This window comes from Mycobacterium sp. NGS68, assembly GCF_059812195.1.
Genome location: NZ_JCALCE010000027.1, coordinates 21,272 through 48,063, shown reverse-complemented (window position 1 = coordinate 48,063; position 26,792 = coordinate 21,272). Strand labels below are relative to the sequence as shown.

Below are 26,792 nucleotides of genomic sequence, written 5' to 3'. Positions count from 1 at the left end.
TCCCCCTCACCCAGCCGCCCACGGGGCCGGCACCGCTCGGTTGCGGAATGAACACCAACCTTGGCTAGACCCCAGCCGGCTGACCCCCGCCGACTACCTCGCGTGCCGTAACCACCCGTGTCATAGTGTCGATCGAGGGGATTCTGACCGCCGAGTAGGTTTCTAAACCGTAGGTTATTTTACCGCCGATCCAAGTGGGGGCAAACGCATGGGATCAGTCGAACATCCGATCGAGCCAACCCAACGTTTCGCAATCATTGGCTACGCAGCGCGTTTCCCGGGCGCCGCCGACGCGGACGAGTTCTGGGATGTGCTGCGCGGAGGCCGCGACGCGGTATCGGAGGTGCCTGCGGACCGCTGGGACGTCGACGAGTTCTTCGACCCGCAGCCCGGTGCGCCCGGCAAGGTCGTGACCCGCCGTGCGGGTTTCGTCGACGACGTGACGGGTTTCGACGCGCCGTTCTTCGGCATGTCGACGCGCGAGGTCAGGTTGCTGGACCCGCAGCACCGGCTCCTGCTGGAGACGGCGTGGCGCGCGGTGGAGCATTCGGGCATCGCTCCGACGGCTCTGGCCAACACCAACTCGGGCGTCTTCGTCGGTCTGGCCACCCACGACTACCTGGGCATGGCATCCGCTTTGCTGACCTATCCCGAGATCGAGGCCTACATGGCCATCGGGACGTCGAACGCCGCGGCCGCCGGCCGGATCAGCTACCGGCTGGGACTGCAGGGCCCCGCGGTTGCCGTCGACACCGCGTGCAGCTCGTCGCTGGTGGCCATCCACCAGGCGTGCCAGGCTCTACAACTGGGCGAATGCGACCTCGCGCTGGCCGGTGGCGCGAACGTCCTGCTCACCCCCGCGACCATGATCACGTTTGCCAGCGCACAGATGCTGGCACCCGACGGCAAGTGCAAGACATTCGACGCGGCCGCCGATGGCTACGTGCGCGGCGAGGGTTGCGGCGTCATCGTCATCAAGCGCCTCGAGGACGCGCTCGCCGACGGCGACAGGATTCGCGCGGTGATCCGCGGCAGCGCGATCAACCAGGACGGCGCGTCGGGTGGCTTGACCGTGCCGAACGGCGTTGCTCAGCAGCGCGTCATCACCGATGCGCTGAAGCGCGCCGGCGTCGCACCCAGTGACGTCGGATACCTCGAGGCGCACGGGACGGGGACATCGCTGGGCGATCCGATCGAAGCCCAGGCCGCCGGTGCGGCGTTCGGTGTCGGCCGCGAGGCGGACCGGCCGCTATTGATCGGCTCGGCGAAGACAAACATCGGGCACTTGGAGGCGGCCGCGGGCATCGCGGGGGTGATCAAGGTCGTCTTGTCGCTCGAGAACGAGTTGCTGCCCCAACACCTGCACTTCCAGAACCCGTCGCCCCACATCCCCTGGGACCGGCTTGCGGTCGAGGTGGTCAAGGAAGCCACCCCCTGGGAGCGCAACGACCGCCCGCGCATTGCGGGAGTCAGCTCGTTCGGCTTCGCCGGCACCAACGCGCACGTCATCCTCGAGGAGGCGCCACCCGTAGCGGCCTCGGAGCCCTCGGTGGCGCCGGCTCCGGTCGAGCGGTCCGGGGACCAGCGGTTGCAAATCCTGCCCCTCTCGGCGCGGACTCCCGCGGCATTGGTGGCGCTCGCCGAGCAATACCGCGGCTGGTTGACCGCGCACCCGGAGGCGGGTTTGGCGGACGTGTGCTTCACCGCCGGCGTCGGGCGGGCGCACCTGGAGCACCGGGCCGCGCTGGTGGTCAACTCGAGGGAAGCCGCCGTCGACCTGCTCGGCGCGGTCGTCGACGATCGCCCGGCCCCCGGCCTGGTTCGCGGGGAGTCCCACGACGCCCCGAAGACGGCATGGCTGTTCACCGGCCAGGGCAGCCAGTACCCCGGCATGGCCCGCGAGCTGTTCGATACCCAGCCGGTCTTCGCCGAGACGTTGCGCCGCTGCGCGACGGTGCTCGCCGATGTTCTCGAAAAGCCGTTGCTGGACGTGATTTTCGATATCGAGGGCCCGGACGCCGAGGAGACCTTGCGGCAGACGACCTACGCGCAGCCCGCGTTGTTCGCGGTGGAGATGGGCCTGGCCCGGCTCTGGCAGTCGTGGGGCTTCGAGCCGGACGTGGTGCTGGGCCATAGCGTCGGCCAGTATTCGGCGGCCTGTGTCGCCGGCGTGTTCGGCCTGGAGGACGGCGCGCGATTGATGGCCGAGCGCGGGCGCCTGTTCGGCAGTCTGCCCGCGGGTGGCCGGATGGCCGCGGTGTTCGCCGCCGCCGAGCGCGTGGAGAGCCTGACCGACCAGTTCCCGCGTCTGTCGGTTGCCGCCTACAACGGCGCCAACACCGTATTGTCAGGCCCCGCAGAGGATGTGGAGAACGCGGTGGCGGGACTGGTCGCCGACGGGGTGCGGTGCGACTTCCTGGACACCAGCCACGCGTTCCACTCGGCGCTGCTCGACCCGATCCTCGACGAATTCGAGTCGTATGCGGATGGGTTCACCTACAAGTCGCCACAACGGATTCTGATCGATAACCGCACCGGCGCCACGTTGGGCAGAAGCGTGAAGCTCGACGGCGCCTACTGGCGTCGCCATGCACGCCAACCTGTCGAATTCGCCAAGAGTGTGCGGACCCTCGCCGACCTGAATTGCAAGGTGCTGCTGGAGATCGGCCCGCAACCGGTGCTCACCGCCGCGGCCCTGCGCGCGTGGCCGGACTCGGCCACCACGCCGCGGGCGATCGCGTCCTTGCGGCAGAACACCGCCGACGACCGACAGATCACCGAAGCCGTTGCCGACGCGTATGTCTTGGGTCACCTGCCCGATTTCGCCTCGTTCCAGGCCTCGTTCCAGGGCGCGCACGCGCGGAAGGTGGACCTGCCCACCTACCCATTCGAACGTCGGCAGTATTGGTTCACCGCGAACGGCGAATACCCGGACCAATTGGAGCGCCCCGGCACGGTGCGTACCGAGGCCGTCCGCCTGCTAGAGGACGGCCACCTCGAAGAGCTCGCGGCCCTGCTCGGCGGCGGGAGCGACGACCAGCAGACCCTGACCGTGCTGACCAAGCTTGCGGCACAACACAACCAGCAAAAGACGACTCAGTCCATCGCGCGTGACCGCTACGAGTTCCGTTGGGAGACATCCTCGAACGCAGCGCCGCCAGCGCAGGGCGGCGAGGAATCCAGCTGGCTGCTCATCGGCGGGCAGTCCGCGGCGGTCGAGCCGTTGGTCGCCGCGCTGACTGCACGCGGGCACGAGCATAAGATCCTCGGGTTGCCGGCCTCCGATACGGCCGAGGAGGAACTCGCGGACGAGCTGCGCGCCGCCGCATCGGATAGCGCGGTGCTCGGAAAAGAGCTCCGCATCGTGCATCTCGCGGCGCTGGACTTCGACGGTCCACCGTCGACGGGGTCGCTCTCGCGGATGCAACACCAGGTCCTGGCCGGAACGCGGCGGCTCTTCCGCGCCGCGACGTCCGCCGAACTCAGGACGCCCATCTGGATGGTGACCCGGGCCGCGCAGCGCGTCACCGACACCGACACCGTCGCGCCGGAGCAGAGCGCCCTGTGGGGGTTCGGTCGCGCCGCAGCCCTTGAGCTCCCGCAGTTGTGGGGCGGTCTCGCCGACCTGGCCGGTGCCGGTGCCGACGAGTGGTCGCAGCTGATCGACCGGGTCGGCGCGTCGGGCGACCCGGCCGTCAGGGAGGACCAGATCGCGCTGCGCGACCAAGCCGTCTACGTGCCCCGGCTGGTTCGACGCACCGGACTGCCGAAGGCGATACCGCTGCAAGTGCGCGCTGACGCAACGTATTTGGTGACCGGGGGCCTGGGTTCGATCGGCCTGGAAATCGCCGGATACCTGGCCGCACGTGGCGCCAAGCATGTGGTGCTGAGCAGCCGCCGCGAGCCCGACGGCGCCACCGCCGGGCACATCGAGGCGCTGGGCGCACAATACGGCTGCGAATTCCGCGTCGTCACCGCCGATGTCGCCGACCCGCAGCACGTCACGCGCCTGTTGGCGACGGTGCATGCCGACTTGCCGCCGTTGGCCGGCATCGTGCACGCGGCCGGCGAGAACAGCACCACCCCGTTGAGCGAGCCGGACGACGCCCTGCAAGAAGCGGAATTGGATCGCGTCTTCGCTGGAAAGGTGTGGGGTGCCTGGAATTTGAGCGAGGCGACCGCCGACCTGCAACTGGACTTCTTCATCAGCACCTCCTCGATCGCGGCGGTATGGGGCGGCTTCGGTCAGACCGCCTACAGCGCGGCCAACGCCTTCCTCGACGGCCTGGCGTGGCGGCTGCGGGCGCACGGGATCCCCGGGACCAGTGTCAATTTCGGTCCCTGGTCGGCGGGCATGGCGGACGCCGAGTCGCGCGCACGGCTGGAAAAGCGCGGAATACAGACCTTGTCCCCCGCCGATGCGCTGGCCGGCCTGGCCGACGTCGCGGCGGCCCCTTCGGCGCAGGGCGTCATCGCCCGCGTCGACTGGGCCCGCTTCCTGCCGCTCTACGAGCAGGCCGGTCGGCGAGCCTTCCTGGCGCAGCTGGAGCGAGAGCTGCCCGCTACGGCCCCGGCATCTGGAGTGTCAGGGGTAGCCGGCAAGACCCAGTTCGTCGAGCGGCTCAGCAATGCCCCGGTGCAGCAGCGCAAGAAGCTGCTGACGGATTATCTGCGCAATGCCGTCGCGGAGGTGACGCGCGTCGACGCCGCGGAGATCCGCGAGGACGCGGGGTTCTTCGATCTCGGCATGGATTCGTTGATGGCGGTCGAACTTCGCCGCCTGATCGAGCAAGGCCTGGGCAAGCAGATACCCGTCACCCTGGTGATGGACCACCCCCGGCTGTCCGACGCGGCCGACTACCTGCTCGGCGACGTGCTGGGACTCAGCGAGCAGGATGACAAGCCGCAGCTGGCATCCGTGGTCACCACGCGCACCGACGAGCCGATCGCAATCGTCGCGGTGTCCTGCCGTTTCCCCGGCGCACCCGACCCGGAGGCGTTCTGGGAGCTGCTGTCCGGCGGTGTCGACGCGATCCGGGAGGTGCCCGAGGACCGCTTCGACATCGACGAGTTCTACGACCCGGATCCGGAGACCGCGGGCAAGACCTATACGCGCTACGGCGGATTCCTCGACGGCATCGAGGGATTCGATCCCGAGTTCTTCGGCATCTCGCCGCGCGAGGCCGTCTGGATCGAGCCGCAGCAGCGGCTGATGCTCGAAACGGTATGGGAGGGTCTCGAACGGGCGGGCTACGCGCCGGCCGAATTGCGGGGCAGCCGAACCGGAATCTTCGCGGGCGTGGGCGCCAACGAGTACGCCCACCTGCTGTCCGCCGAGTCGATCGAGAAGATCGAGCCCTACTTCATCACCGGCAACGCGCTCAACGCCATCTCCGGGCGCGTCGCTTTCGCCCTCGGGTTCGAGGGGCCCGCGGTGGCCGTCGACACCGCGTGCAGCTCGGCGCTGGTGGCGGTCCATCAGGCCTGCCAGGCCCTGCATTCCGGGGATTGCGACTTGGCGCTGGCCGGCGGTGTGAACGTGTTGCTGAGCCCGGTGACGGTGATCGCCGCCTCCCGCGCGCGCATGCTTTCGCCGGTCGGGCGATGCAAGACCTTCGACGCCTCCGCCGACGGCTACGTGCGCAGCGAAGGCTGCGGCATTCTCGTGCTCAAGCGGCTGAGCGACGCGGAGCGCGACGAGGATCGGGTCCTGGCCGTCATTCCCGGCAGCGCCGTGAACCAGGACGGTGCGTCCAGCGGGCTGACCGTCCCCAATGGTGGTGCGCAGCAACGGCTCATCGGGACGGTGCTGGCGCGCGCCGGGCTGGCGGGCGGGGATGTCGACTACCTGGAGGCGCACGGGACGGGGACCCCGCTGGGCGACCCGATCGAGGTGCAGGCGGCCGCCGCGGCCTACGGCGGCTCGCGGGACGCGGACCGGCCGCTGCTGATGGGTTCCGTGAAGTCCAACATCGGCCACACCGAATCGGCTTCTGGCGCAGCGGGTCTGATCAAGGTGGTGCTGTCGCTGCAACACGAGGAGCTGCCGCAGAGCCTGCACTTCGACAAGCCGTCGCCGCACATCCCCTGGGACTCACTGCCGGTGCGGGTCGTGGACAAGGCGATTCCGTGGCACGCCAACGGAAGGCCACGGCGCGCCGGGGTGAGCTCATTCGGATTCACCGGCACCAACGCGCACGTGCTGATCGAGGAGGCGCCCGCGCCGTCGGCTCCCGTGGATGCAGAGGTCCCGGAGGTCCCGGAAGTAGCCGACGTGGCGACCGAAGCGCAGGCCGACAGGGTGAGCGTGCTTCCGCTGTCGGCGAGGTCACCGGAGGCGCTGGTCGCGGTGGCGCAGCGTTACGAGTCCTGGTTCGCCGCCCATCCGGATGCGGACCTCGAGGATGTCTGCCGCACCGCGGGTACGGGCCGGTCGCACTTCGAACACCGCGCGGCGCTGGTCGTGGATTCGGTCGAGTCCGCACGCGAGGCCCTGGCCGAGCTGGTCCAGAACCGCCTGCGCCCCGGCGTCGTTCGCGGTGAGCACACCAATCACCCGACGGCGGCGTGGCTGTTCACCGGGCAGGGCAGCCAGTATCCGGGGATGGCGCGTGAATTGTTCGACCTGGAACCGGTTTTCGCCGAAACCGTGACGCGCTGCGCGGACGCTGTGAAGGACATCGTCACGCGTCCGTTGCTGGAGGTGCTCTTCGCGACCGATCGCGAGACCGGGGGTCAGGCCAGCGACACCTTGCGGCACACGTCGTTTGCGCAGCCGGCGCTCTTCGCCGTCGAGATGGGCCTGGCTCGGCTGTGGCAGTCGTGGGGCATCGAGCCCGATGTGGTGCTGGGGCACAGCGTCGGCCAGTACGCGGCGGCATGCGTGGCCGGAGTGTTCAGCCTCGAGGACGGTGCGCGGCTGATCGCCGAGCGCGGCCGGCTGTTCGGCAGCCTGCCCGAGGGCGGGCGGATGGTGGCGGTGTTCAGCGACGCCAAGCACGTCGAGGAGGTGGCCGGGGACTTCCCGCGAGTCTCGATCGGCGCCTACAACGGACCCAATACCGTGCTGTCGGGTCCGGGTGAGGATCTGGAGCAGGCGGTCGAGCGATTCGAAGAAGAGGGAATCCGCTGCACCTGGCTGGAGACGAGCCACGCGTTCCACTCGGAGCTGCTGGATCCGGTCCTCGACGAATTCGAGTCCTACGCAGCGCAAGTCCCGTTCGCCGCCCCGACGCTGCCGCTGGTCTGCAACCGCACGGGTGCCGTGCTGACCGCCCAGACCCCGATCGACGCCGAATACTGGCGGCGGCATTCCCGCCAGCCGGTGCAATTCGCCGAAAGTGTGCGCACCGTGGCGGCGCTGGGCTGTTCGGTGCTGGTGGAGATCGGCCCGCAGCCGGTGCTCACCGGGGCCGCGGTTCAGGTCTGGCCGGAGCACTTGGCGGCGCCGCGCGCAATCGTCTCGCTGCGCAAGGGGGTCGGCGACCAGCGCCAGATCGCCGACGCGCTCGCCGCGGCCTATGTCGGCGGACATCGGCCCAATTTCGCTGCGCTGCATCGTCGGTCCCGCCGCATCCTCGAATTGCCGACCTACCCCTTCCAGCGCCGGCGGTTCTGGCCTAAGTCGTCCGCAATCACGGTCGACGGTCCCGCCGTCTCCGGAATCCTGGGTAGTGCCAAGGATCTCGCCTCCGGCGACTCCGTCTACACCAGCCGGCTGTCGGTCAAATCGCAGCCGTGGCTTTCCGACCACGTCATCTACGGCACCGTCGTCGTCCCCGGCGCAACGTATGCCGCGATGGCGCTGGCCGCGGTCGGCACCCCGGCACATGCCAAGGACGTGTTCTTCTACGAGCCGATCATCCTGCCGGAGAAGAGCTCTCGCGAAGTGCAATTGACGCTGCATCCGCCGGAAGACGGCGGCGCGCGGAAGTTCCAGGTGCACAGCCGCCCGTACGGCGAACGCGACGCCGAGTGGTCGTTGAACGCCGAGGGCACGGTGGTGGCCGGCGTCGGGGACGGGGGCAGCGAGCCCGTCGACGAAAACGACGCGGTGGACGCGGCCCTCGAACGGATGGAGCGCATGCGTCCGCAGGAGTTGTTCGAGACCTTCGCCGATCTGGAGCTGGCGTGGGGCCCGACGTGGTCGGGGTCCCTGAAGTCGTTGTGGCTGGGCGCCGGAGAGGCGATCGGCGACATCCTCGTCGGCGCGGAACTCGCCGAACAGCTGGGCACCGAGCCGATGCACCCGGTGCTGATGGACCTGTGCACCGGTGTCGCCTTCCCGGCGTTCCCGGCCCTGCTCGCTGCCGAGCAGGGCGTCAACGATCTGTTCCTGCCGCTGCGGTACGGGCAGGTGACGTTGAAGGAGAAGATGCCTCGGCGGTTCTACTGCCGCGCGAGGTGGCACGAGAGCGCCCTCGACAGCGAGACTCAGGTCTTCGATCTCGATTACCTCGATCGGGATGGCCGCTATCTGGGCGGGATTCGCGAGTTCACGGTCAAACGGGCCCCCCGCGAGGCGCTGCTGCGGGGGCTCGGAGGCGACGCCACCCGGCTGCTCTACACCCTCGGCTGGCACGAGGTGCCGATGCCGGCGGTCGACGAGGAATCCGAAACGGCCGGCGGCACATGGCTGATCGCCGGTTTCGACGAGCTGGCCGCCAAGGTGCCGGGGTGCATCCCGTTCGACAAGACCGACTCGGAACCCCTGGGTCAGGTGCTGTCACAGGCCAAGGAGCGCGGTCTGCCGTTCTCCGGTGTGGTCTGGCGCGCCGCGGCGCCGGGCGCCGACGAGTCGAGCGCCGGCTCGGAAAACGGGGCCGCGCGGCTCGAGACCGAGATCACCAACCTGCTCAGCGCGGTGCACACGGTGCAGGGGGGCTCGGTGCAGCTGCCCGGCGGACTGTGGATCGTCACCGAACGGGCGGTGGCCACCGAATCCGGCGAGCCCGTCGACCCGGTGCAGGCGGCGCTGTGGGGCTTCGGACGAACCACGATCAACGAGGAACCGGCGCTTCGCCCTCGGCTCGTCGACTCCGACGGATCGCCGGAGGCCGTCGCGGCGCTGGCGGGTCTGTTGGCCAACCCGGTGGACGAGCCGGAACTCGCGCTGCGACAAGGGAAGTTGCTGGCCTCCAGGCTGTTGCCGTGGGCGCGCAGCGGTCACCTCACGGTGCCGCGCGGCGGCGACTTCGTCCTGGCGCCCACCGAACGCGGCGCGATCGACAACCTGCGGCTGACCGAGAAGGACGTGCCGCCGCCGGACGCGGGCTACGTGCAGGTCCGGGTGGAGGCGGCCGGCCTCAACTTCCGGGACGTGCTCAACGTGCTGGGCCTCTACCCGGGGGACCCCGGGCCGATTGGCGGCGACTTCGCGGGCGTCGTCACGCAATTGGGCGAGGGCGTCAGCGGGGTCGAGGTGGGCCAGCGCGTCTACGGCTCCATGCAGGGCGCGTTCTCCAGTCGATTCAACGTGCCTGCGCAGTTCCTGGCGCCGATCCCCGACGGGGTGAGCGCCGTCGAGGCGGCCACCATCCCGGCCGCGGCGCTGACGGTGCGGCTGTCGTTCGACTGGGCTCAGCTGAAGCCGGGTGACAAGGTGCTCATCCACGCGGCCAGCGGTGGCGTCGGCCTGGCGGCCGTCCAGATGGCGCAGCGATGCGGCGCCACGGTGTTCGCCACGGCCAGCACCTTCAAGCGCGCGACGCTGCGCAAGCTGGGAGTGGACTACGTCTACGACTCGCGCACAACGGATTTCGCCGATCAGATCCTGGCGGACACCGACGGCAAGGGTGTGGACGTGGTCCTCAACTCCCTGACGAGCGAAGGGTTCATCGAGGCGACCCTGCGGGCCACCGCCCAGAACGGCCGCTTCGCCGAGATCGCCAAGCGCGACATCTGGTCAGCGGAGCGGATGGCCGAGGCCCGGCCCGACATCGCCTACGAGATCGTCGCGTTGGACACGGTGATGTTCACCGAGCCAGACCGCATTCGCGACCTGCTCACCGAGGTGTCGGAGGGCTTGGCCCAGGGTGAGTGGACGCCGCTGCCCGCGGAGATCTACCCACTGACCGAGGCGAGGGCCGCGTTCCGCCGCATGCAGCAGGCGCGGCACATCGGCAAGATCGTCGTGCAGATACCGAATCCGCTGCAGCCCCGGCCTGATCGGAGCTACCTGATCACGGGCGGCCTCGGGGCGATCGGTCTGCACACCGCGTCGTACCTGGCCCAGCTCGGTGCGGGTGACATCGTGCTGACCAGCCGCCGTGTGCCCGCTGCGGAGGCGCAGCGGTCGATCGAGGAAATCACCGAGCGCTACAAGACCCGCATCCACGTCTTCACCGCCGACGTCGGCGACGAGGCCGAGGTGGCGAAGCTGCTTGACCGGATTCGCGCGGAGCTGCCGCCGCTCGCCGGTGTGGCGCATCTGGCGGGCGTGCTCGACGACGCGCTGCTGGGTCACCAGAGCCTGGAGCGGTTCCGGACGACGTTGGCGCCCAAGGCGTTCGGCGCCTGCCACTTGGACAGGTTGACCAAGGACGACGACCTGGACTTCTTCCTCGTGTCCTCCTCGGTGTCCAGCTTGTTCGGCTCTCCCGGGCAGGCCAACTACGCGACCGCGAATGCGTTGCTTGACGGCCTGGTCGCGCAGCGCAGGTCACGAGGCTTGCCGGCCACCGGCATCAACTTCGGTCCGTGGGCCCAGGGCGGCATGGCCTCGTCGGAGGCCGCGACAGCCAATATCAGTGCGCAGGGCCTGATTCCGCTGGATCCCTCGGCGGCACTCGCGGCGCTGTCCGAGGTCGTCGCCAACGGCACCGGCCAGGCCACCGTCCTCAAGGCCAACTGGCAGCGCGCCGCGAAGGTGTTGGGCAGTTCACGCCCGCCGATCCTGGACCTCGTGCTGCCGAGCGCCATGGGTGAGGTGACCGGCGACAGCGAATTGCTCAAGCAGCTCATGGAGATTCCGGTGCAGCAGCGGGCCGGCTTCGTGACGGAGTTCCTGCAGCGTGAGGTGCAGAACTTCCTGCGACTGGCGCAACCGCCGGCCGCGACGAGCCGGTTCCTGGACCTCGGCACGGATTCGCTGATGGCGATCGAACTCCGCAACCGGCTGCACAGCCAGTTCGGCGGCAAGTTCACGATCAACGCGACGGCGGTGTTCGACTACCCGACGATCGGCGGGCTCGCCCAGTATCTCGTGGACCAGCTGCCCGACGCGGAAGCTCCGGCCGACGCGGACGCTCCGGCCGTGGAGGAGCAGCAGCCCTCCTAACCATCCGCGAGCAGACACAGAATCGCACTGTTCAGGGGTCCCGCGTGCGATTCTGCGTCTGCTCGTCGTTAGTGGCGGCCCGCTTCCTGGACGAGTTGGACCCGCGACGTCAGGCCGAGCTTGGCATAGACGTGCGTGAGGTGGCTCTGCACGGTGCGAGGCGAGATGAACAGCCGCGCGCCGACCTCCTTGTTGCCCAGCCCTTCTGCGACCAGCCGCACCACGTCGAGCTCCATCGGCGTCAGGGAATCCCAACCGCTGGCCGGCCGTTTGCGCTCACCACGGCCGCGCTGCGCGTAGGCGATGGCCTCCTCGGTGGACAGCGCAGCGCCGTCGGCCCAGGCCGCGTCGAAGTCGCTCTGCCCCAGCGCTTCCCGGATGGCGGCGACGACGGCGTCGTACCCTTCCTGGTACATCGGGAAGCGGAGGTTCCCCATGCGCTGCCGCATGGCGTCCGCGGCACCCGAAAGACGCGCGGCATATCGTTACGCAAGTCGGGATGGCACAACTGCACCACGCGCTCCGGCCGCGGCACGCCCCGCAACGCATAGCTACCCAGCTCCGTCAACCACACACCGTCGGGCAGCCGATCCGCCACCAGCGACTCGGTCACGCCCGACAGCACCGTCTGGCCGCCGTGCGCCAGATCGCGCACTCGGGCGGCGCGGTTGATCGTCGGGCCCGCGTAGTTCGAGTCGTCGCGCAGCTGAATCTCACCGGTGTGCACCCCGACGCGCAGCTTGATCGGGTCCAGCGGCGCACGCTGCAGCGCCAGCTCGCACGCCACCGCGTCGCTGGCGCGGGCGAACGCGGTCACGAAGCTGTCGCCCTCGCCCTGCTCGACCGGTCGCACCCCGTCGTACGCGGCGACGGTCTCGTCGACCGTTCTATTCAGCAGCGCCAGCGCCGCCGTGATCTGCGCGGGCTGGGTCTCCCACAACCGCGTCGACCCCTCGACATCGGCGAGCAGCAACGTGACCGTCCCGGTCGGCAGCAACTCGCTCACACCCAACTCACTCCAGGTCAGCTCCGCGTGTTGGCTCATGGTAGTCAGCATCGGGGCCGCGACCAGGCAGAACATCCGCCAGACCGCGCGGTTCTGCGCGGGCCGTGTGCGCAATTACGCCATGGGTGCGCGCAAATATGCGCGCTGCGGCGGATCTTCCCGAGGGCCGGCCGCCGGATAGTCGACGCCATGACGATCCAAACCGCACTTGAGTGCCCCAGCGGCCTTGACGCCCGACTGCCCAGCGTCGATTTGGTGCAGCTCACCGATCCCGACGAGGCGCACCGCGTCATCGCCGACGCACGCGCCGTGGCTCCGCTTGCGATCGGCCCGTACGGGCCCGAGGCGCTGACCTACGAACTGGCCCGGACGGTGCTGCGCGATAGCCGATTCGTCACCGCACACGGGCTGGGGCTCAGCGTGCAGGGCATCACCTCCGGCCCCCTGTGGGACCGGGCGACCAGCAACATCCTCGGTCTGGACGGCGCGGTGCATCACCGGCTGCGACGGCTGGTATCGAAGGCCTTCTCGCCCCGCGCCGCCGAACGGCTGCGCACGGTGATCGTCGACATCATCACCGAACTGGTGGAACCGTTCACCGCCGACGGGCACTGCGACCTGGTGTCCGATGTCGTGCGGAGCTATCCCACGCGGGTGATCTGCGCGCTACTGGGCGCGCCGGCCGAAGACTGGCCGCTGTTTTCCGGCTGGGTCGAGGACATCAAGAAGCTCTTCGAGACCGATGTCGTCAACGACGAGCCGACAATCCTGAAGGCCTGGGACGAGCAGGACAGCTACCTCGAGGAGCTGATCGCCCGGAAACGCGCGTCGCTGTCCGACGACCTGATCTCGGATCTGATCCGCGCCGAAGACGACGGCGATCGGCTCACCCACGACGAGCTGATCATGCTGTGCGGAACCCTGCTCGGCGCCGGCACCGACACCACCCGCAACCAGCTCGCCGCGGCGGTGCAGACGCTATGCCGGCATCCGGAGCAGTGGGCGCTGGTAGCCGGCGACCCCGGGCTGGCGGCCGGCGCCGTGCACGAGCTGATGCGTTACAGCCCAATCATTTTCGGTGCCATCCGGCAGGCGGCCGAGGACATCGAGCTGGCCGGCGTCCGCATTCCGGCCGGCACGATCGTGTTCGCCAACACCGCGTCGGCCAATCGCGACCCCGCGGTCGTCGAGGATCCGCAGCGGCTCGACATCACCCGCGCGGACCCGCCGGCGATCCTGAACTTCGGCGGCGGCGTGCACTACTGCCTCGGCGCGCATCTGGCCCGGCTCGAGCTGATCGAAGGTCTGCGCGTCATCACCCGACGGATGCCCAACGCCCGCCTGGCGGGATCCGGCCCGTGGCCGGGCATGGCCGGCATCACCGGCCCCCTGTCCGTACCGCTGGAGTTCGACACACCCTAGGCCGATGGCAGCGACCCGCTTCGCCCGGCTACGCCGCGCTCGCGATCGCCGCCTAGGCTTGCCAGGCATGTCTGACTGGACCGCCGCAGCTCTGCCGTCGTTCGCCGGGCGCACCGTCGTCATCACGGGCGCCAACAGCGGGTTGGGGGCGGTGACGGCCCGCGAGCTGGCCCGCGTGGGCGCCAAGATCGTCATGGCCGTCCGCAACACCGCCAAGGGCGAGGCAGCCGCCCGGCAGATCACCGGTGACGTCGAGGTGCGTGCGCTGGACCTGCAGGATCTGGCGTCGGTGCGCCGCTTCGCCGACGACTTGGACGCGGCGGATGTCCTGATCAACAACGCGGGCATCATGGCCGCGCCGTACGCGGTGACGGCCGACGGGTTCGAGGGCCAGATCGGCACCAACCACCTCGGCCACTTCGCGTTGACCAACCTGCTGCTGCCAAAGCTGAGCGATCGCGTGGTGACGGTGTCGTCGATGGCGCACTGGCCCGGCCGGATCCGGCTCGACGACCTGAACTGGCAGCACCGCCGCTACTCCCCCTGGCTGGCCTACGCCCAGTCCAAGCTCGCAAACCTGCTGTTCACCGCCGAGCTGCAGCGGCGTCTCGACGCCGCCGGTTCGCCGCTGCGGGCGCTGGCCGCCCATCCCGGCTACTCGCACACCAACCTGCAGGGTGCCTCGGGCCGCAAGCTGAGCGATGCGGTGATCTCCGTCGCCACCCGGGTGGTGGCCACCGACGCCGATTTCGGCGCCCGCCAGACGTTGTACGCGGCGTCGCAGGACATACCGGGCAACACGTTCGTCGGGCCCCGATTCGGCTATGTCGGCCGCACGCAGGCCGTCGGACGCAGCCCGGCGGCTCGGGACGCGGCTACGGCCGCCGCGCTGTGGGAGCTGTCCGAGCAGCTCACCGGCGCCACGTTCCCGCTCTGACGCGGTGCCGAGCAGACGCAAAAGTCCCGGCTCGCCACGATGACTCTGCGCACACCGCGCGAAAGTACGAGTAGGCACCTCGCTCAACGCAGACTCAACGCGGGCCGGGCCGTCGCAGCCGGGCAGCCCAGCGCAGGATTTCCGCCGAGACCCGCACATTTGCTAACCTGACCGGGCGTCACGGCGAGGGTGGCCGGCCGACTGGCCTGCACCGTTATCGACGGAGACCGACATTCCGTCGCGATCCTGGCCGTGCCCGGACTACAGGAGCGCACGATGGCAAAGACAGTCAACCAACTCACGGCTACGGTCCGTACCGAGACCGGCAAGGGTGCGTCCCGTCGGGCGCGCCGCGACGGCAGGATTCCCGCGGTCCTGTACGGCCACGGCAGCGACCCCCAGCACCTGGAACTGCCCGGACACGACTTCGCGGCCGTGCTGCGGCACTCGGGCACGAACGCGGTGCTGACCCTGGACATCGCCGGCGAGGAACAGCTGGCCCTGACCAAGGCGCTCGACATCCATCCGATCCGTCGCACCATCCAGCACGCCGACCTGCTGGTCGTGCGCCGCGGCGAGAAGGTCGTCGTCGAGGTCAACGTCATTGTCGAGGGCGACGCCGCGCCCGACACCCTGGTCACCCAGGACACCAACGCCATCGAGATCGAAGCCGAGGCGCTGTCGATTCCGGAGCAGCTGACCGTGTCGGTCGAGGGCGCGACGGCTGGTACGCAGTTCACCGCCGGGCAGATCACCCTGCCGGCCGGCGTCAACCTGATCTCCGACCCCGAGCTGCTGGTCGTCAACGTCGTCCCGGCGCCGACGGCCGAGGACCTCGAGGAAGAGGGCGCCGGCGAGGAAGCCGAGGGCGAAGAGGCCGAAGAGGGCGCCGAGGAAGAAGGCGGCGACGCCGAGGCGGCCTCCGAAGACGCGTCCGAGTAGGCGGCTCACCCACGGAGACGAAAGTGGCCGAACCGCTCCTGGTGGTCGGCCTGGGGAACCCGGGAGAAACGTACGCCCGAACCCGGCACAACCTCGGGTTCATGGTTGCCGACCTGCTCGCCGCGAGGCTGGGCGCGAAGTTCAAGGCGCACAAGCGTTCCGGCGCCGAGGTCGTCACCGGCCGGCTGGCCGGGCGCGCGGTGGTGCTGGCCAAGCCGCGGTGCTACATGAACGAATCCGGGCGGCAGGTGGGGCCGCTGGCGAAGTTCTACTCGGTGCCGCCGGCCGACATCATCGTCATCCACGACGAGCTCGATCTCGATTTCGGCTGCATCCGCCTGAAGTTCGGTGGCGGCGAGGGCGGGCACAACGGGCTGCGTTCGGTGGCGTCGGCGGTAGGCACCAAGGACTTCCAGCGGGTCCGCATCGGCATCGGCCGTCCGCCCGGCCGCAAGGATCCGGCCGCGTATGTGCTGGAGAACTTCAGCGCCGCCGAGCGGGCCGAGGTCCCCACCATCTGCGAACAGGCCGCCGACGCCGCCGAGATGCTGATCGAGCTGGGCCTGGAGCCGGCGCAGAACCGCGTGCACGCCTGGTAGCTGACCACCCCGCGTGCGGCTGGCGTCACGCTCGGCGCCCAACGTGCGGGCGCCGGAAGCGGCGCGGCAGTTAGGTGACCAGCGTGAGCGAGTTGGAGCGACGCAGCTTGCCCGACGGCGTCTTCGGGATAGTCCCGGGACCCAGGACCACGACGTTGCGCGGTCGCATGTCGACCTCGGCCAGCACCTCGTGCGCCACCTGGTGCTCGATCCGCCGCACCTCGGCGGGGTCCTGGTGGGCGTTGGATTCGACCGCGACGGCGAAGGTCTCCCGCGAGTGCCCTGCGTCCAGGCGCACGGCCACCGCGCAGCCCGGGCGGACGCCCTCGACGCGGCCCGCGGCCCGCTCGATGTCGGTCGGGTAGATGTTGCGACCGGCCATGATGATGACGTCCTTGACGCGGCCGCACACCACGACGTGGCCGTTCTCCATCTGGTAGCCCAGGTCGCCGGTGTCGTACCAGCCGTGCTGGTCCTGCGACGCGAGGAATCCGCCCATCGTGATGTAGCCGGGCGTTACCGACTCGCCGCGCAACTCGATCACCCCGACGCCGCGCGGCGGGAGCACCGTGCCGTCCTCGCCGACGACGCGGATCTCCAGGCCCTCCAGCAGCGGCCCGAGCGACGCCAGCCGGCGGGTGTTGCCCCGCGACGACGGCACCGCGCGGCCCAGCGCGGCCATCAGGTCGGCATCCACCTCGTCAACCACCAAACCCGCGTTGCACTGCGAGAACGACACCGCCAGCGTCGTCTCGGCCATGCCGTAGGCGGGCAGGATCGCGCTCGGCCGCAGCCCGAACGGCTTGCCCGCGTCGATCAGATCCTCGACGTCGGCGGGCTCCACCGGCTCCGCGCCGGACAGGGCGAAGCGCAGTGTGGACAGATCGAACTGGCCCGGCGTGGCCTGCTTGCGCAGCCGCTTGGCGAACAGCGAATAGGCGAAGTTGGGCGCCGCCGTCATCGTGCCCTTGTACTTGTCGATCAGCTTGGCCCACAGCAGGGTGTCGCGCAGGAAGTCCATCGGGGTGACCTTGACCAGCTCCGCGCCGAAGTACATCGGCACGGTAAGGAAGCCGATCATGCCCATGTCGTGGAAGCACGGCAGCCAGCTGACCATCACGTCTTTGTCGACGTCGTACTCGGCGCCGATGAACATCGCCTCGGCGTTGGAGTACACGTTGCGGTGCGTGATCTGGACAGCCTTCGGAGACCCGGTCGATCCGGATGTCAGCTGCATCAGCGCGATGTCGTCCTCATCGGTATCGATGGGGTCGATCGGGTCGCTGGCCAGCAGGCTCTCGATGGTGAGCACCGTGATGCCGCGCTCCTCGAGCACGGGAACCGCCGGCATGAACGGGTCGGAGATGACGACGACCTTGGCCTCGATCATGTCGATGACGGTGGTGGTGTCCTCGGCCCACAGGACTAGGTCGGTGCGGGGGGTGGGCTGATGCAGCATGGTCAGGCTGGCGCCGCGCATCCACAGGGCCTGCGCGGTCGGGGCGATCTCCACCGGGGCCCCGGCCAGCACGCCGACCGCGTCGCCGTGGCCGACGCCGGCCGCGGCCAGCCCACCGGCGATCTGACGGGCGCGTTCGTGCACCTCGCCCCAGGTGTGCCGAACCGGGGTGTGCGGTTCACCGGTCACCATGCCCTTGGCGCTCTCACGGGCGTTGCGGAACATCTTCTCGGTAAATCTGCTCACTACAAACTCCTCGGTTCCGGCGCGTTTCCCAGGGTCCGGGATCTCATGCTCCGCCTGCCGGGCTCAACATTGTTGCAGGCGCGCGCACACAGTTCGGGCGCGGTTATGTCTCGAAACAGCGTTGAACGCGCGAACGCGAGCGCTGAGCGCCCGCGCAAGCCCGCTTGTTCTTCACCATGCATCACCGCGGAATATCTTAAACTCCTCTTAAGGAACCGCCAAACTCTGACGCAAGGTGAGTGCGATTTCACACCCGGCGTCTAGCAGTCAGCGGGCGCCGGCACGACACGGGCGCCGGCCACCGGCCCGGTGGCGACGCGCACGGTGCGGCATACCCCCGCCCCGGACAGCTGCGCGCCGACGTCGATCGCCGACGCCTCAGAGGCGCACAGGAACGCGCAGGTCGGTCCGGAGCCGGACACGATGCCCGCCAGCGCGCCCGCTTCCACGCCGGCGCTCAGCGCCCGCCGCAGCGCCGGGTCCAGGCTGACGGCGGCGGCCTGCATCTCGTTGCCCAGCAGCGGCGCGAGTTGCTCGGGGTCGCCCGCGGCCAGGGCGGCCAGCACCGGCCCGGGTTCGTCGAGGCGCGGCGGTTCCCCCGTCTCGCGCAGCCGGTCGAGCTCGGCGTACACCTTGGGCGTCGATAGCCCGCTGTCGGAAAAACCCAGCACCCAGTGGAAGGTGTTGCGCGACAGCACGGTAGCCAACTCCTCGCCGCGGCCGGTCCCCAACGCGGTGCCGCCGTGCAGCGCGAACGGCACGTCGCTGCCCAGCCGCGCGGCGAGCGCGCGCAGGTCCCGGCGGGGCAGGGCGAGTTCCCACAGCGAGTTCATCGCGACCAGCACGGCCGCCGCGTCCGCGCTGCCGCCCGCCATTCCACCGGCCACCGGAATGGCCTTGTCGATCATGATCGACACGTCGGGCGCGCGACCCACATGTTCGGCCAGCAGCTCGGCCGCCTTCCAGGCCAGGTTGCGTTCGTCGGCGGGCAGCGTGTCCGCGCCCTCGCCGACCAGCTCGAGCGACAGCACGTCGGCATTACGCACGGTCACCTCGTCGACGAGTGAGACGGCGTGGAACACCGTCGTCAGCTCGTGGTAGCCGTCCTCGCGGCGCTCGCCCACGGCCAGGTACAGGTTGACCTTGCCGGGCACCCGCACGGTGACGGATCCGGTGGGCACCCACAACTCGGCGGTATTGCCGTCAGACATTCCCAACCACCGCAGCAGACTATCGCTGCCGGCGGCGAGTCACCCGCAAATTTGTTTTGAGGGCGCCGTCAACCAGCCGAAGCGGCCTCAGAAACGGCCGGCGGGCTGGTATCGCCGGAGCGCTGCAGGAGCCGCACGAAGTCGTCGATCGACAGCGTCTCGCCGCGACGGGCGGGGTCGATGCTGGCGGCGAGCAGCCGGCTCGCCGATTCGTTGCCCGAGCCCGCCCACTCCACGAAGGCGTTGCGGGATGTCTTGCGCCGCTGGCCGAACGCGATGTCCACCAGCGCAAACACCTGCCGGCGGAAGGCCTCGCCGCCAGGCCAGGGCGAGGTCTCGTACCGGTCGATGCGGACCAGCCCGGAGTAGACGCGCGGGATCGGCCAGAACACGGTCGGCGACACCGTGCCGCAGCGGCGAACCTGCCCGTAGAAGCGCACCTTGACGCTCGGCACGCCGTACTCCTTGCCGCCCGGCTCGGCGGCCAGCCGCTCGGCGACCTCGGCCTGCACCATCACCGTCACCGTGCGGATGGACGGGAATTCGGCGAGCAGATGCAGCAGGGCCGGAACGGCGACGTTGTACGGCAGGTTGGCGACCACCGCGGTCGGCTGAACGTCGAGCTCGTCGCTGCGCAGCGTCAGGACGTCGCGGTTGAGCACGGTCAGCCGGTGAATCTCGCTGTGCGAGTGTTCGGCAACGGTCTGGGGCAGCCGCTCGGCCAGCACGGGGTCGATCTCGACGGCGGTGACGGCGGCGCCGCGGTCGAGCAGTGCCAGGGTGAGCGAACCGAGGCCGGGCCCGACTTCCAGGACCACGTCCGACCGGCCGACGCCGGCGGTCGAAACCACCCGTCGCACCGTGTTGGCGTCATGGACGAAGTTCTGGCCGAGCGACTTGCGTGGCCGGAGCTCGAGTTCTTTGGCCAGCCGCCTGATTTCGGTGCGCCCGAGGAGCTGGATCGTCAGTGCGCACCCGCTCGCACGCTGCACACGGGCCACGCGCCCCAGCCCTGACGTTGCTGCGTGACGGTCGCGACGGCGATCTGCTCTTCGCGGGTGGCCAGGTCGGCGCGCGGGGCGTACTGCAGCCCGCCGCTGCGCTCCCAGGTGTTCTGGTCGAACTGCACGCCGCCGAAGAACCCGTTACCGGTGTTGATCGCCCAGTTGCCGCCGGCCTCGCAGCTGGCCAGGGCGTCCCAGATCGATCCGTCGGTGATCGGCGGGACCTCCGTGCCCGGCTTGGTGCCGACCCGCAACACAGCCTCGCGCGCCGGCGTCACGACGCTGTTGGCGATGGGCAGTCGCCCGGTCTCGACGCCGTTGACCGTCGCCACCGCGAACGTCACGTCCTGCACACCCGGGCTGCCCGGGTCCTCGACGATCCGGCGGCTCACGTTCATCTCCGGGTCCTCGATACGACGGGAGGCGGGCGGCAGCGGGATCCGCTCGGTGACCCGCTGGATGCGGTTGCGGGTCACCTGGATCTGCATGCCCTCGACGATCGGCGCCGTCGCGCTGGGCACCACCTGATCGCTGTCGACCAGCGGCGCGCCGGCGGCGTTCAGCAGCCCCGCCACGTTCGGCGCGGGCAGGTGCACCGTGCGCACCACGCCACCGTCGTTGATCTGCACCGTCTTCGCGCTCACCACCGGCAGCGCCATCCCGGCCAACGGCACCCGGCTGCCGCGGGAGGCCGCCGCCGGAGCCATGTCGGTCATCGAGAGCTGCGCGAGCGCCTCGTCGACGGTGGCTGCCGTCGTCCAGACCTGCCGGGGCTCCTTGCCGTCCAGCGAGATCTGCAACGGCCGACTGCGGCGCAGCACGATCTGGTCGGCGTTGTGCACCTTCACATCCGCGGCGGGATACAGGTCGTCCCGCTCGCCGACGGCGAAGCCGTTCTCCTGGACGATGTCGATGACCCGCGACTTCATGGTCGTCACCCGCAGGACGGTCCCGTCGACCGTCAATGTCACCTTCTTGGCGGTCGAGATCGCGTACCCGCCCGCGAAGGCCAACACCAACAGCAGCCCTCCGACGAGGAACCGCAACGTAGGCGACGGCGTTTGACTCAACCGCGCCAGCACACTCAACGACCGGCTGTCCCCGACCTCAGCACCCACTTCAACGACCTTTTCCAGCTCTTAACGACAAAAAGGGCCCAGAGGCCCACCCGTATGATCACAAGACGGTAACGAATCAGCCAAGGCTGAGCAACTCCCGAAACGGAATGCCTGCAAAACCCGAAGAAAACTATTCGGTCGGCACCCGAATCCCGTAGACCCGAGCGGCATTGCTCGCAGTGATTCGCGCCAATTCTAGCGGAGCGCGATCCACCAGCTCAGCGATGGCCCGCACGGTATAGGGCAGGCAGTACGGTTCATTCGCTGCTCCCCGGTAGGGATGCGGCGTCAGAAATGGCGCGTCCGTCTCCACCAGAAGCTGCTCGACGGGTATCAACGGCACCGCTTCCCGCAGCGCCCGAGCGTTGCGAAAGGTGGCCGTTCCGGACAGGCTGAGCAGCCACCCCGCGTCGACGCAGCGACGGGCCATCGCGCTGTCGGACGAGAAGCAGTGAAAGATCACCGAGTTCGGGGCCCCCTCGGCGGCCAGCACGTCGAGCACCTGCGCGTCGGCGTCCCGGTTGTGGATCATCAGCGGTTTTCCGATCCGCTTGGCCAGGTCGATGTGCCAGGCGAACGCCTCGCGCTGCACCGCGGGCGTGGCGCACCCGTCGAGGCGGCCCGGCCAGTACAGATCCATGCCGGTCTCGCCGACGGCCACCACCCGCGGATGAGCCACCAGCCGCTCGATCTCGGCGCGGGCGTCGTCGGTGAGCGCGTCGGCGCGCGTCGGGTGCAACGCCACCGCGGCGTACACCCGCGGGTCCCACCCGGCCGCCTCGGTGACCCAGCGTGCGGAATCCAGGTCGTCGGCGATGGTCACCGCCGCCCGCACGCCGACGGCCGCGGCGCGGTCAAGGATGGCCCGGACGTCATCGGCGTCGCGGGCACCGCACGCATCCAGGTGGGTGTGCGCGTCGACCAAAGGCGACAACGGCTCCGGAGCGGGCGGTGGCGGGCGGTTCGAACTCACCCGCCACACAATAAGGTGGCTGTCGATGAAGCCCTACTACGTCACCAACGCGATCACGTACCCCAACGCGGCGCCGCACCTGGGGCACGCGTACGAGTTCATCTCCAGCGACGTCATCGCGCGGTTCAAGCGGCTCGACGGCTTCGACGTGCGCTACCTGACCGGGACCGACGAGCACGGCCTCAAGATGGCCCAGGCCGCGGAGGCCGAGGGCATGCCCACCGCCGCCTTGGCCCGTCGCAACTCCGACGTGTTCCAGCGGCTGCAGGAGAAGTTGAACATCTCCTTCGACCGCTTCATCCGCACCACCGACGCCGATCACCACGAGGCGGCCAAGGAGATCTGGCGGCGCATCGAGGCGGCCGGCGACCTCTACCTGGACTCGTATTCGGGCTGGTACTCGGTGCGCGACGAGAGGTTCTTCGTCGAATCGGAGACCGCGGTGGTGGACGGCGTCCGCGTGGCCACGGAAACCGGCACCCCGGTGACCTGGACCGAGGAGCAGACCTTCTTCTTCCGGCTCTCGGCGTACGCCGACAAGCTGCTGGCCCACTACGAGGCGAACCCCGGCTTCATCCAACCCGACGTTCGCCGCAACGAGGTGGTCAGCTTCGTATCCGGCGGGCTGCGGGACCTGTCCATCTCGCGGACCTCGTTCGACTGGGGTGTGCAGGTGCCCCGGCATCCCGACCATGTCATGTACGTCTGGATCGACGCGCTGACCAACTACCTGACCGGGGTCGGCTTTCCGGACACCGATTCGGAGTCGTTTCGCCGTTTCTGGCCCGCGGACCTGCACATCATCGGCAAGGACATCATCCGGTTCCACGCCGTGTACTGGCCGGCGTTCTTGATGTCGGCCGGAATCGAGCTGCCACGCCGGGTCTTCGCGCACGGGTTCCTGCTCAACCGCGGCGAGAAGATGAGCAAGTCCGTGGGCAACACCGCCGACCCGATCGCCCTGGTCGAACAATTCGGCGTGGACCAGGTGCGGTACTTCCTCATGCGCGAAGTCCCGTTCGGGCAGGACGGCAGCTACAGCGAAGACGCGATCATCGCCCGGATCAACGCCGATCTGGCCAACGAGCTGGGCAATCTGGCCCAACGCTCGCTGTCCATGGTGGCCAAGAACCTGGGCGGGACGGTGCCCGAACCCGGCGAGTTCACCCCCGCGGATTCGGAGCTGTTGGCCGTGGCCGACGGCCTGCTGGAGCGGGTGCGCGTCAACTTCGACGCCCAGGCGATGCACCTGGCGCTAGAGGCGATCTGGCTGATGCTGGGCGACGCCAACAAGTACTTTTCGGCGCAGGAGCCGTGGGTGCTGCGCAAGAGCGAGGCCGAGGCCGACCAGGACAGGTTCCGCACGGTGCTCTACGTGACCTGCGAGGTGGTCCGCATCGCGGCGCTGCTGGCCCAGCCGGTGGTGCCGGAATCGGCCGGCAGGCTGTTGGACCTGCTCGGGCAGGACCAAAGCCGGCGTTCGTTCGCCGAGATCGGGACGCGGCTGGTCCCCGGCACGCCGCTGCCCCCGCCCACCGGGGTCTTTCCGCGCTATCAGCCGCCGGCGCCACCGGGCGAGTAGTGGCGATCGCACGCCCGCGCTCGGCGATGCGAATGGCCCGCGACTGAGGCATGGCCGGACACGCCCTAGGCGCCTGTACGTCTTGAGCGGTTTAAGGGGACGCTATGAATTCGGGCCGCGCGGCGCGGGGCCGCGGACACCGGGTGAGGGCATCTACTCGAAATGCCGAATTGCCCTGCAGCACCGCAATATTCGGTGTTCTCCCGGCTTGCCGCGGGCGCGCCGTCGGTGCACCTGAGGGCGGCCACGCGAGACCCGTCGGCGCCCCGGCGAAAAATTACCGTCCCGACTAACTGCCGACATGCGGAATAATTGCGCCCGTGGACCGACGTCAGACCCGGCAGCACAGCCAATCGCCGATGACCACGCTGAAGCAATTGCCCGCGCTGGTGGTGCTCGAGCGTATCCCGGTTCCCGTGCTGGCCATCGGGCACGACGGCAGCATCCTGTTCACCAACAGCGCGTTCGCCGAGATGGTTGGCTTCGACGCGGACGAGGTGCTCTCGCTGCGGTTCCACGAGATCTTCCACCAGGCTCCGGCGTCGGACTCGCTGCTGTCCGTGGTCCACGCGTTGGCCAATATGGTGGTCGAACTGGCCCATAAGGACGGGTCGGTCGTGCGGGCGCTGATGAGCAAGTCGGCGGTGATGCGCGCGGACGACCAGTTCGCACTCGCGGCGTTTCAGGACCTGACCGAGCAGTTGTGGGAAGAGGAGCGCTGAGGGCGGACCCCGCCGGCGCTCGGTAGACCAAAAGTATGTATTTCAGCGTTTTGCCGTATTGGCAGTACGGTTAACCAGTCTCGGCTAGTCCATGTCGGCCGCCACGACGGGCGGCGGCGGCGCGTGACGGAGCGCCTCGCGGGCGAGAAACTGACGGAAATACGGCAGCGACGCCTCGGTGGTGATGCCGTCGAGCACCAGCGCCCACAATTGTCCGGTCCGCCCGGCAAAGGCGCCGTCGCGATCACGCCCGCTGGCGCCTTCCAGCCGGTTGTCGGCGATCGCGTTGGAAAGCAGCCGCATCCCCAGCATGGCCCCCACGATCGACTCGCTGACCACCGTCGCGTCGATGTCGCGCCGCAGGTCCCCCTCGACCGTCGCCCGGCGGGCCTGGTCGGCCATCAGCGCAACCAGGCCGGCGCAAAAGCGCGCGGCCGATTCGTTGAATCCGCCCAGGGCAGCGGTCAATTGCTCAGCGGCGCGGGCCATCTTGTCGGAGCTGAGCACGTTGGCGATGGTGAACGTGCCGTGAATCATGTTCTCCAGCGCCGGCGACGACGAGCCACATACGTTGCGGAACGCGGCCAGGATCGTGTCCGCGCCTTCTTCGATGATCGCCGAGGCGAGCGATTCCTTGGAATCGAAGTGGTGATACAAGGCGCCCTTGGTCATCCCGGTGCGCTCGATGATCGTTCCCCACGCGGCGGCCGGGTAGCCGACCTCGCCGAACACCTCGATCGCAGCATCGAGTATCCGTCGCCGGGTGGCTTCGGATCGAAGCTGACGCGCCATCCGTTGCTGTACCTCCGGCGTTGCTAACGAACTCTCTGAACGTCCGTAGCTCGGCTTCTTCGATTTCCGGACAGAGGACTAAGACTACAGGGCATTATCAGCTCCGATGGGGGAATTGCCGTTTGAGTCAATTACCCTCGGAGTCGACCGAGGTGGTGTTGATCGCGAGTGCTGTTCGACGCCTGACGAATTGGCGGAAGTAGTCGATCCGGTCCGGTTGCAGGACGCCCTTGAGCAGCACGACCCAGCTCTTCTCGAGGTCGAGCAGAAACCGCTCCGGCTCGTCCAGGTCGCTGGTCTGGCGCAGTCCCATGTGCAACGACACGATCAGTCGGCCCAGATCCAAGGGATCACAACGCTGGTCGATGTCGCCCTCGACGATGGCGTGCTCGGCGATCGTGGCCAACGCCTTGATCCACTGGTCGAATAGCCTCTCCTGCAGGCCTTCCGACCGCCCGACCGATTCGAGCAGGTTCATGGCCGCGCGAACGGCATCGGTCTTGATGTCCTGCACGGCGATCAGGTAGGAGACGTCGATCAGGGTCTCCAGGCCCGAAAGTTTGCGGGCCATAACGTCTTCCAACGTCACGGCACCTTCGGTCGTCTGTCGCTCGATGATCGCCACCGCCAGCGCGTGCTTGGACCGGAAATGGAAATACATCGCGCCCTTGGTGAGTTCCGCCTCGGCGAGAATGTCGTCCAGGCCGACGTCGTGGTACGCGCGACGAGCGAACTGATGCGAGGCCGCGCGCAAGATCTGGCGCCGCGTCGTATCGGCGCGGCCATCCGGCGTATTGGTCGTCATCGGAGCTAGCGACTCGCCCGTGCGGCGCCGGGGTGATTTCGGTCACTAATCACGGCCCGGAGACAGCAAACGCGGGTGTCCAAACCGGGATACCGGGCCGGTCGGATCGCCTTCACGCTCACGATGCCCTCCTCGCGCAGGGGCACACTTTCGGTTAAGAAACAGCACGTCCTGACGTGTCTTGGTCGCTTCTGAGGTTAGCAGGACGCCACCCGCCCCCGGAGTTCCGACGCCAGGAAACCAGAACCACGAAACGAAATACTCCGAGTCATATCTCAGGCTGCAAGCCATCCTAAAAGTATGTAGAATCCTGAATCGTGTGGCTGCCGGTTTGTTCGGGCAGGTTAGGTCGATGGGTTCGGGTTAGGAGAAACGCATGTCGTTCGTGACCGCACAGCCAGAGGCCCTCGCGGCGTCGGCCGCCACCCTGCAGAGCATCGGGACGAGCGTCGACGCCGGGAGCACTGCCGCGGCAGCCCCCACCACCGGTGTCGTGCCGGCCGCCGCAGACGAGGTGTCGGCCCTGACGGCCATGCAGTTCGCGACCCACGCGCAGATGTACCAGGCGGTAAGCGCCCAGGCCGCGGCGATTCACCAGCTCTTGGTCGAAGCCCTGAACATCAGCTCCGGCTCGTACGCCGCCACCGAGGCCGCGAACGCGGTCGCGGCGCTTTAGCGGGCTGGGGGGCCCATCAA

Annotated in this window: 16 protein-coding genes and 1 pseudogene; 8 read left to right on the top strand and 9 right to left on the bottom strand. The window is 68.9% G+C overall.

Features of this window, described 5'->3' with window-relative positions; translation table 11 throughout:
• Positions 1–208: 208 nt before the first annotated feature.
• Positions 209–11,278: an SDR family NAD(P)-dependent oxidoreductase gene (locus AC5Y5V_RS23855; RefSeq protein WP_499940389.1), complete on the top strand. Its 11,070-nt coding sequence runs from the start codon at positions 209–211 to the stop codon at positions 11,276–11,278.
• Positions 11,279–11,346: 68 nt separating this feature from the next.
• Here the strand turns inward: AC5Y5V_RS23855 and AC5Y5V_RS23850 are convergent, their stop codons facing one another.
• Together AC5Y5V_RS23850 and AC5Y5V_RS23845 are read right to left on the bottom strand one after the other, a co-directional pair.
• Positions 11,347–11,514, bottom strand: a complete 168-nt coding sequence (locus tag AC5Y5V_RS23850; RefSeq protein ID WP_499940388.1) for a response regulator transcription factor — start codon at positions 11,512–11,514, stop codon at positions 11,347–11,349.
• Positions 11,515–11,753: 239 nt separating this feature from the next.
• Positions 11,754–12,335, bottom strand: a pseudogene (locus AC5Y5V_RS23845) (adenylate/guanylate cyclase domain-containing protein); the annotation flags it as partial.
• Between the two features lie 138 nt (positions 12,336–12,473).
• Between AC5Y5V_RS23845 and AC5Y5V_RS23840 the strand changes: the two are divergent.
• The 4 genes from AC5Y5V_RS23840 (at position 12,474) to pth (ending at position 16,184) form a co-directional block, all read left to right on the top strand.
• Positions 12,474–13,706 carry a cytochrome P450 gene (locus AC5Y5V_RS23840; RefSeq protein WP_499940387.1) on the top strand — a complete coding sequence of 411 codons (1,233 nt, stop codon included), beginning with the start codon at positions 12,474–12,476 and terminating at the stop codon, positions 13,704–13,706.
• Positions 13,707–13,773: 67 nt separating this feature from the next.
• Entirely contained in the window at positions 13,774–14,643 is an 870-nt protein-coding gene (locus tag AC5Y5V_RS23835) for an oxidoreductase (protein WP_499940386.1), read from the top strand.
• Between the two features lie 276 nt (positions 14,644–14,919).
• Complete coding sequence (locus AC5Y5V_RS23830; RefSeq protein WP_499940385.1) at positions 14,920–15,585, top strand: 50S ribosomal protein L25/general stress protein Ctc; 666 nt, start codon at positions 14,920–14,922, stop codon at positions 15,583–15,585.
• 23 nt (positions 15,586–15,608) lie between these two features.
• Positions 15,609–16,184: an aminoacyl-tRNA hydrolase gene (gene pth, locus AC5Y5V_RS23825; RefSeq protein ID WP_499940384.1), complete on the top strand. Its 576-nt coding sequence runs from the start codon at positions 15,609–15,611 to the stop codon at positions 16,182–16,184.
• 70 nt (positions 16,185–16,254) lie between these two features.
• On the opposite strand, the gene AC5Y5V_RS23820 is transcribed toward pth, so the two are convergent.
• The 5 genes from AC5Y5V_RS23820 to AC5Y5V_RS23800 form a co-directional block, all read right to left on the bottom strand.
• Complete coding sequence (locus AC5Y5V_RS23820) at positions 16,255–17,889, bottom strand: fatty acyl-AMP ligase (protein WP_499940383.1); 1,635 nt, start codon at positions 17,887–17,889, stop codon at positions 16,255–16,257.
• Between the two features lie 260 nt (positions 17,890–18,149).
• The gene (locus AC5Y5V_RS23815; RefSeq protein ID WP_499940382.1) at positions 18,150–19,106 is read right to left on the bottom strand and encodes a 4-(cytidine 5'-diphospho)-2-C-methyl-D-erythritol kinase; all 957 of its coding nucleotides are present in this window, start codon (positions 19,104–19,106) and stop codon (positions 18,150–18,152) included.
• Between the two features lie 62 nt (positions 19,107–19,168).
• The gene (gene rsmA / locus AC5Y5V_RS23810) at positions 19,169–20,101 is read right to left on the bottom strand and encodes a 16S rRNA (adenine(1518)-N(6)/adenine(1519)-N(6))-dimethyltransferase RsmA (protein ID WP_499940381.1); all 933 of its coding nucleotides are present in this window, start codon (positions 20,099–20,101) and stop codon (positions 19,169–19,171) included.
• Positions 20,065–21,192 carry a resuscitation-promoting factor gene (locus tag AC5Y5V_RS23805; RefSeq protein ID WP_499940419.1) on the bottom strand — a complete coding sequence of 376 codons (1,128 nt, stop codon included), beginning with the start codon at positions 21,190–21,192 and terminating at the stop codon, positions 20,065–20,067. The genes rsmA and AC5Y5V_RS23805 overlap by 37 nt, the downstream gene beginning before the upstream one ends.
• A gap of 160 nt (positions 21,193–21,352) precedes the next feature.
• On the bottom strand, positions 21,353–22,195 hold the full coding sequence (locus AC5Y5V_RS23800; protein ID WP_499940380.1) for a TatD family hydrolase: 843 nt from the start codon (positions 22,193–22,195) through the stop codon (positions 21,353–21,355).
• A 25-nt stretch (positions 22,196–22,220) separates the two neighbouring features.
• On the opposite strand from AC5Y5V_RS23800, the gene metG reads away from it, so the two are divergent.
• Positions 22,221–23,777 (top strand): methionine--tRNA ligase, encoded by a 1,557-nt coding sequence (metG, locus tag AC5Y5V_RS23795; RefSeq protein ID WP_499940379.1) that lies wholly within the window; start codon positions 22,221–22,223, stop codon positions 23,775–23,777.
• Between the two features lie 359 nt (positions 23,778–24,136).
• A complete protein-coding gene (locus tag AC5Y5V_RS23790; RefSeq protein WP_499940418.1) occupies positions 24,137–24,499 on the top strand; it encodes a PAS domain S-box protein in 363 nt (120 codons plus the stop codon).
• A gap of 84 nt (positions 24,500–24,583) precedes the next feature.
• Here the strand turns inward: AC5Y5V_RS23790 and AC5Y5V_RS23785 are convergent, their stop codons facing one another.
• Positions 24,584–25,291 carry a TetR family transcriptional regulator gene (locus AC5Y5V_RS23785; RefSeq protein WP_499940378.1) on the bottom strand — a complete coding sequence of 236 codons (708 nt, stop codon included), beginning with the start codon at positions 25,289–25,291 and terminating at the stop codon, positions 24,584–24,586.
• Positions 25,292–25,418: 127 nt separating this feature from the next.
• Complete coding sequence (locus AC5Y5V_RS23780) at positions 25,419–26,096, bottom strand: TetR family transcriptional regulator (RefSeq protein ID WP_499940377.1); 678 nt, start codon at positions 26,094–26,096, stop codon at positions 25,419–25,421.
• A gap of 376 nt (positions 26,097–26,472) precedes the next feature.
• On the opposite strand from AC5Y5V_RS23780, the gene AC5Y5V_RS23775 reads away from it, so the two are divergent.
• Positions 26,473–26,772: a PE family protein gene (locus tag AC5Y5V_RS23775; protein ID WP_499940376.1), complete on the top strand. Its 300-nt coding sequence runs from the start codon at positions 26,473–26,475 to the stop codon at positions 26,770–26,772.
• Positions 26,773–26,792: the final 20 nt, after the last annotated feature.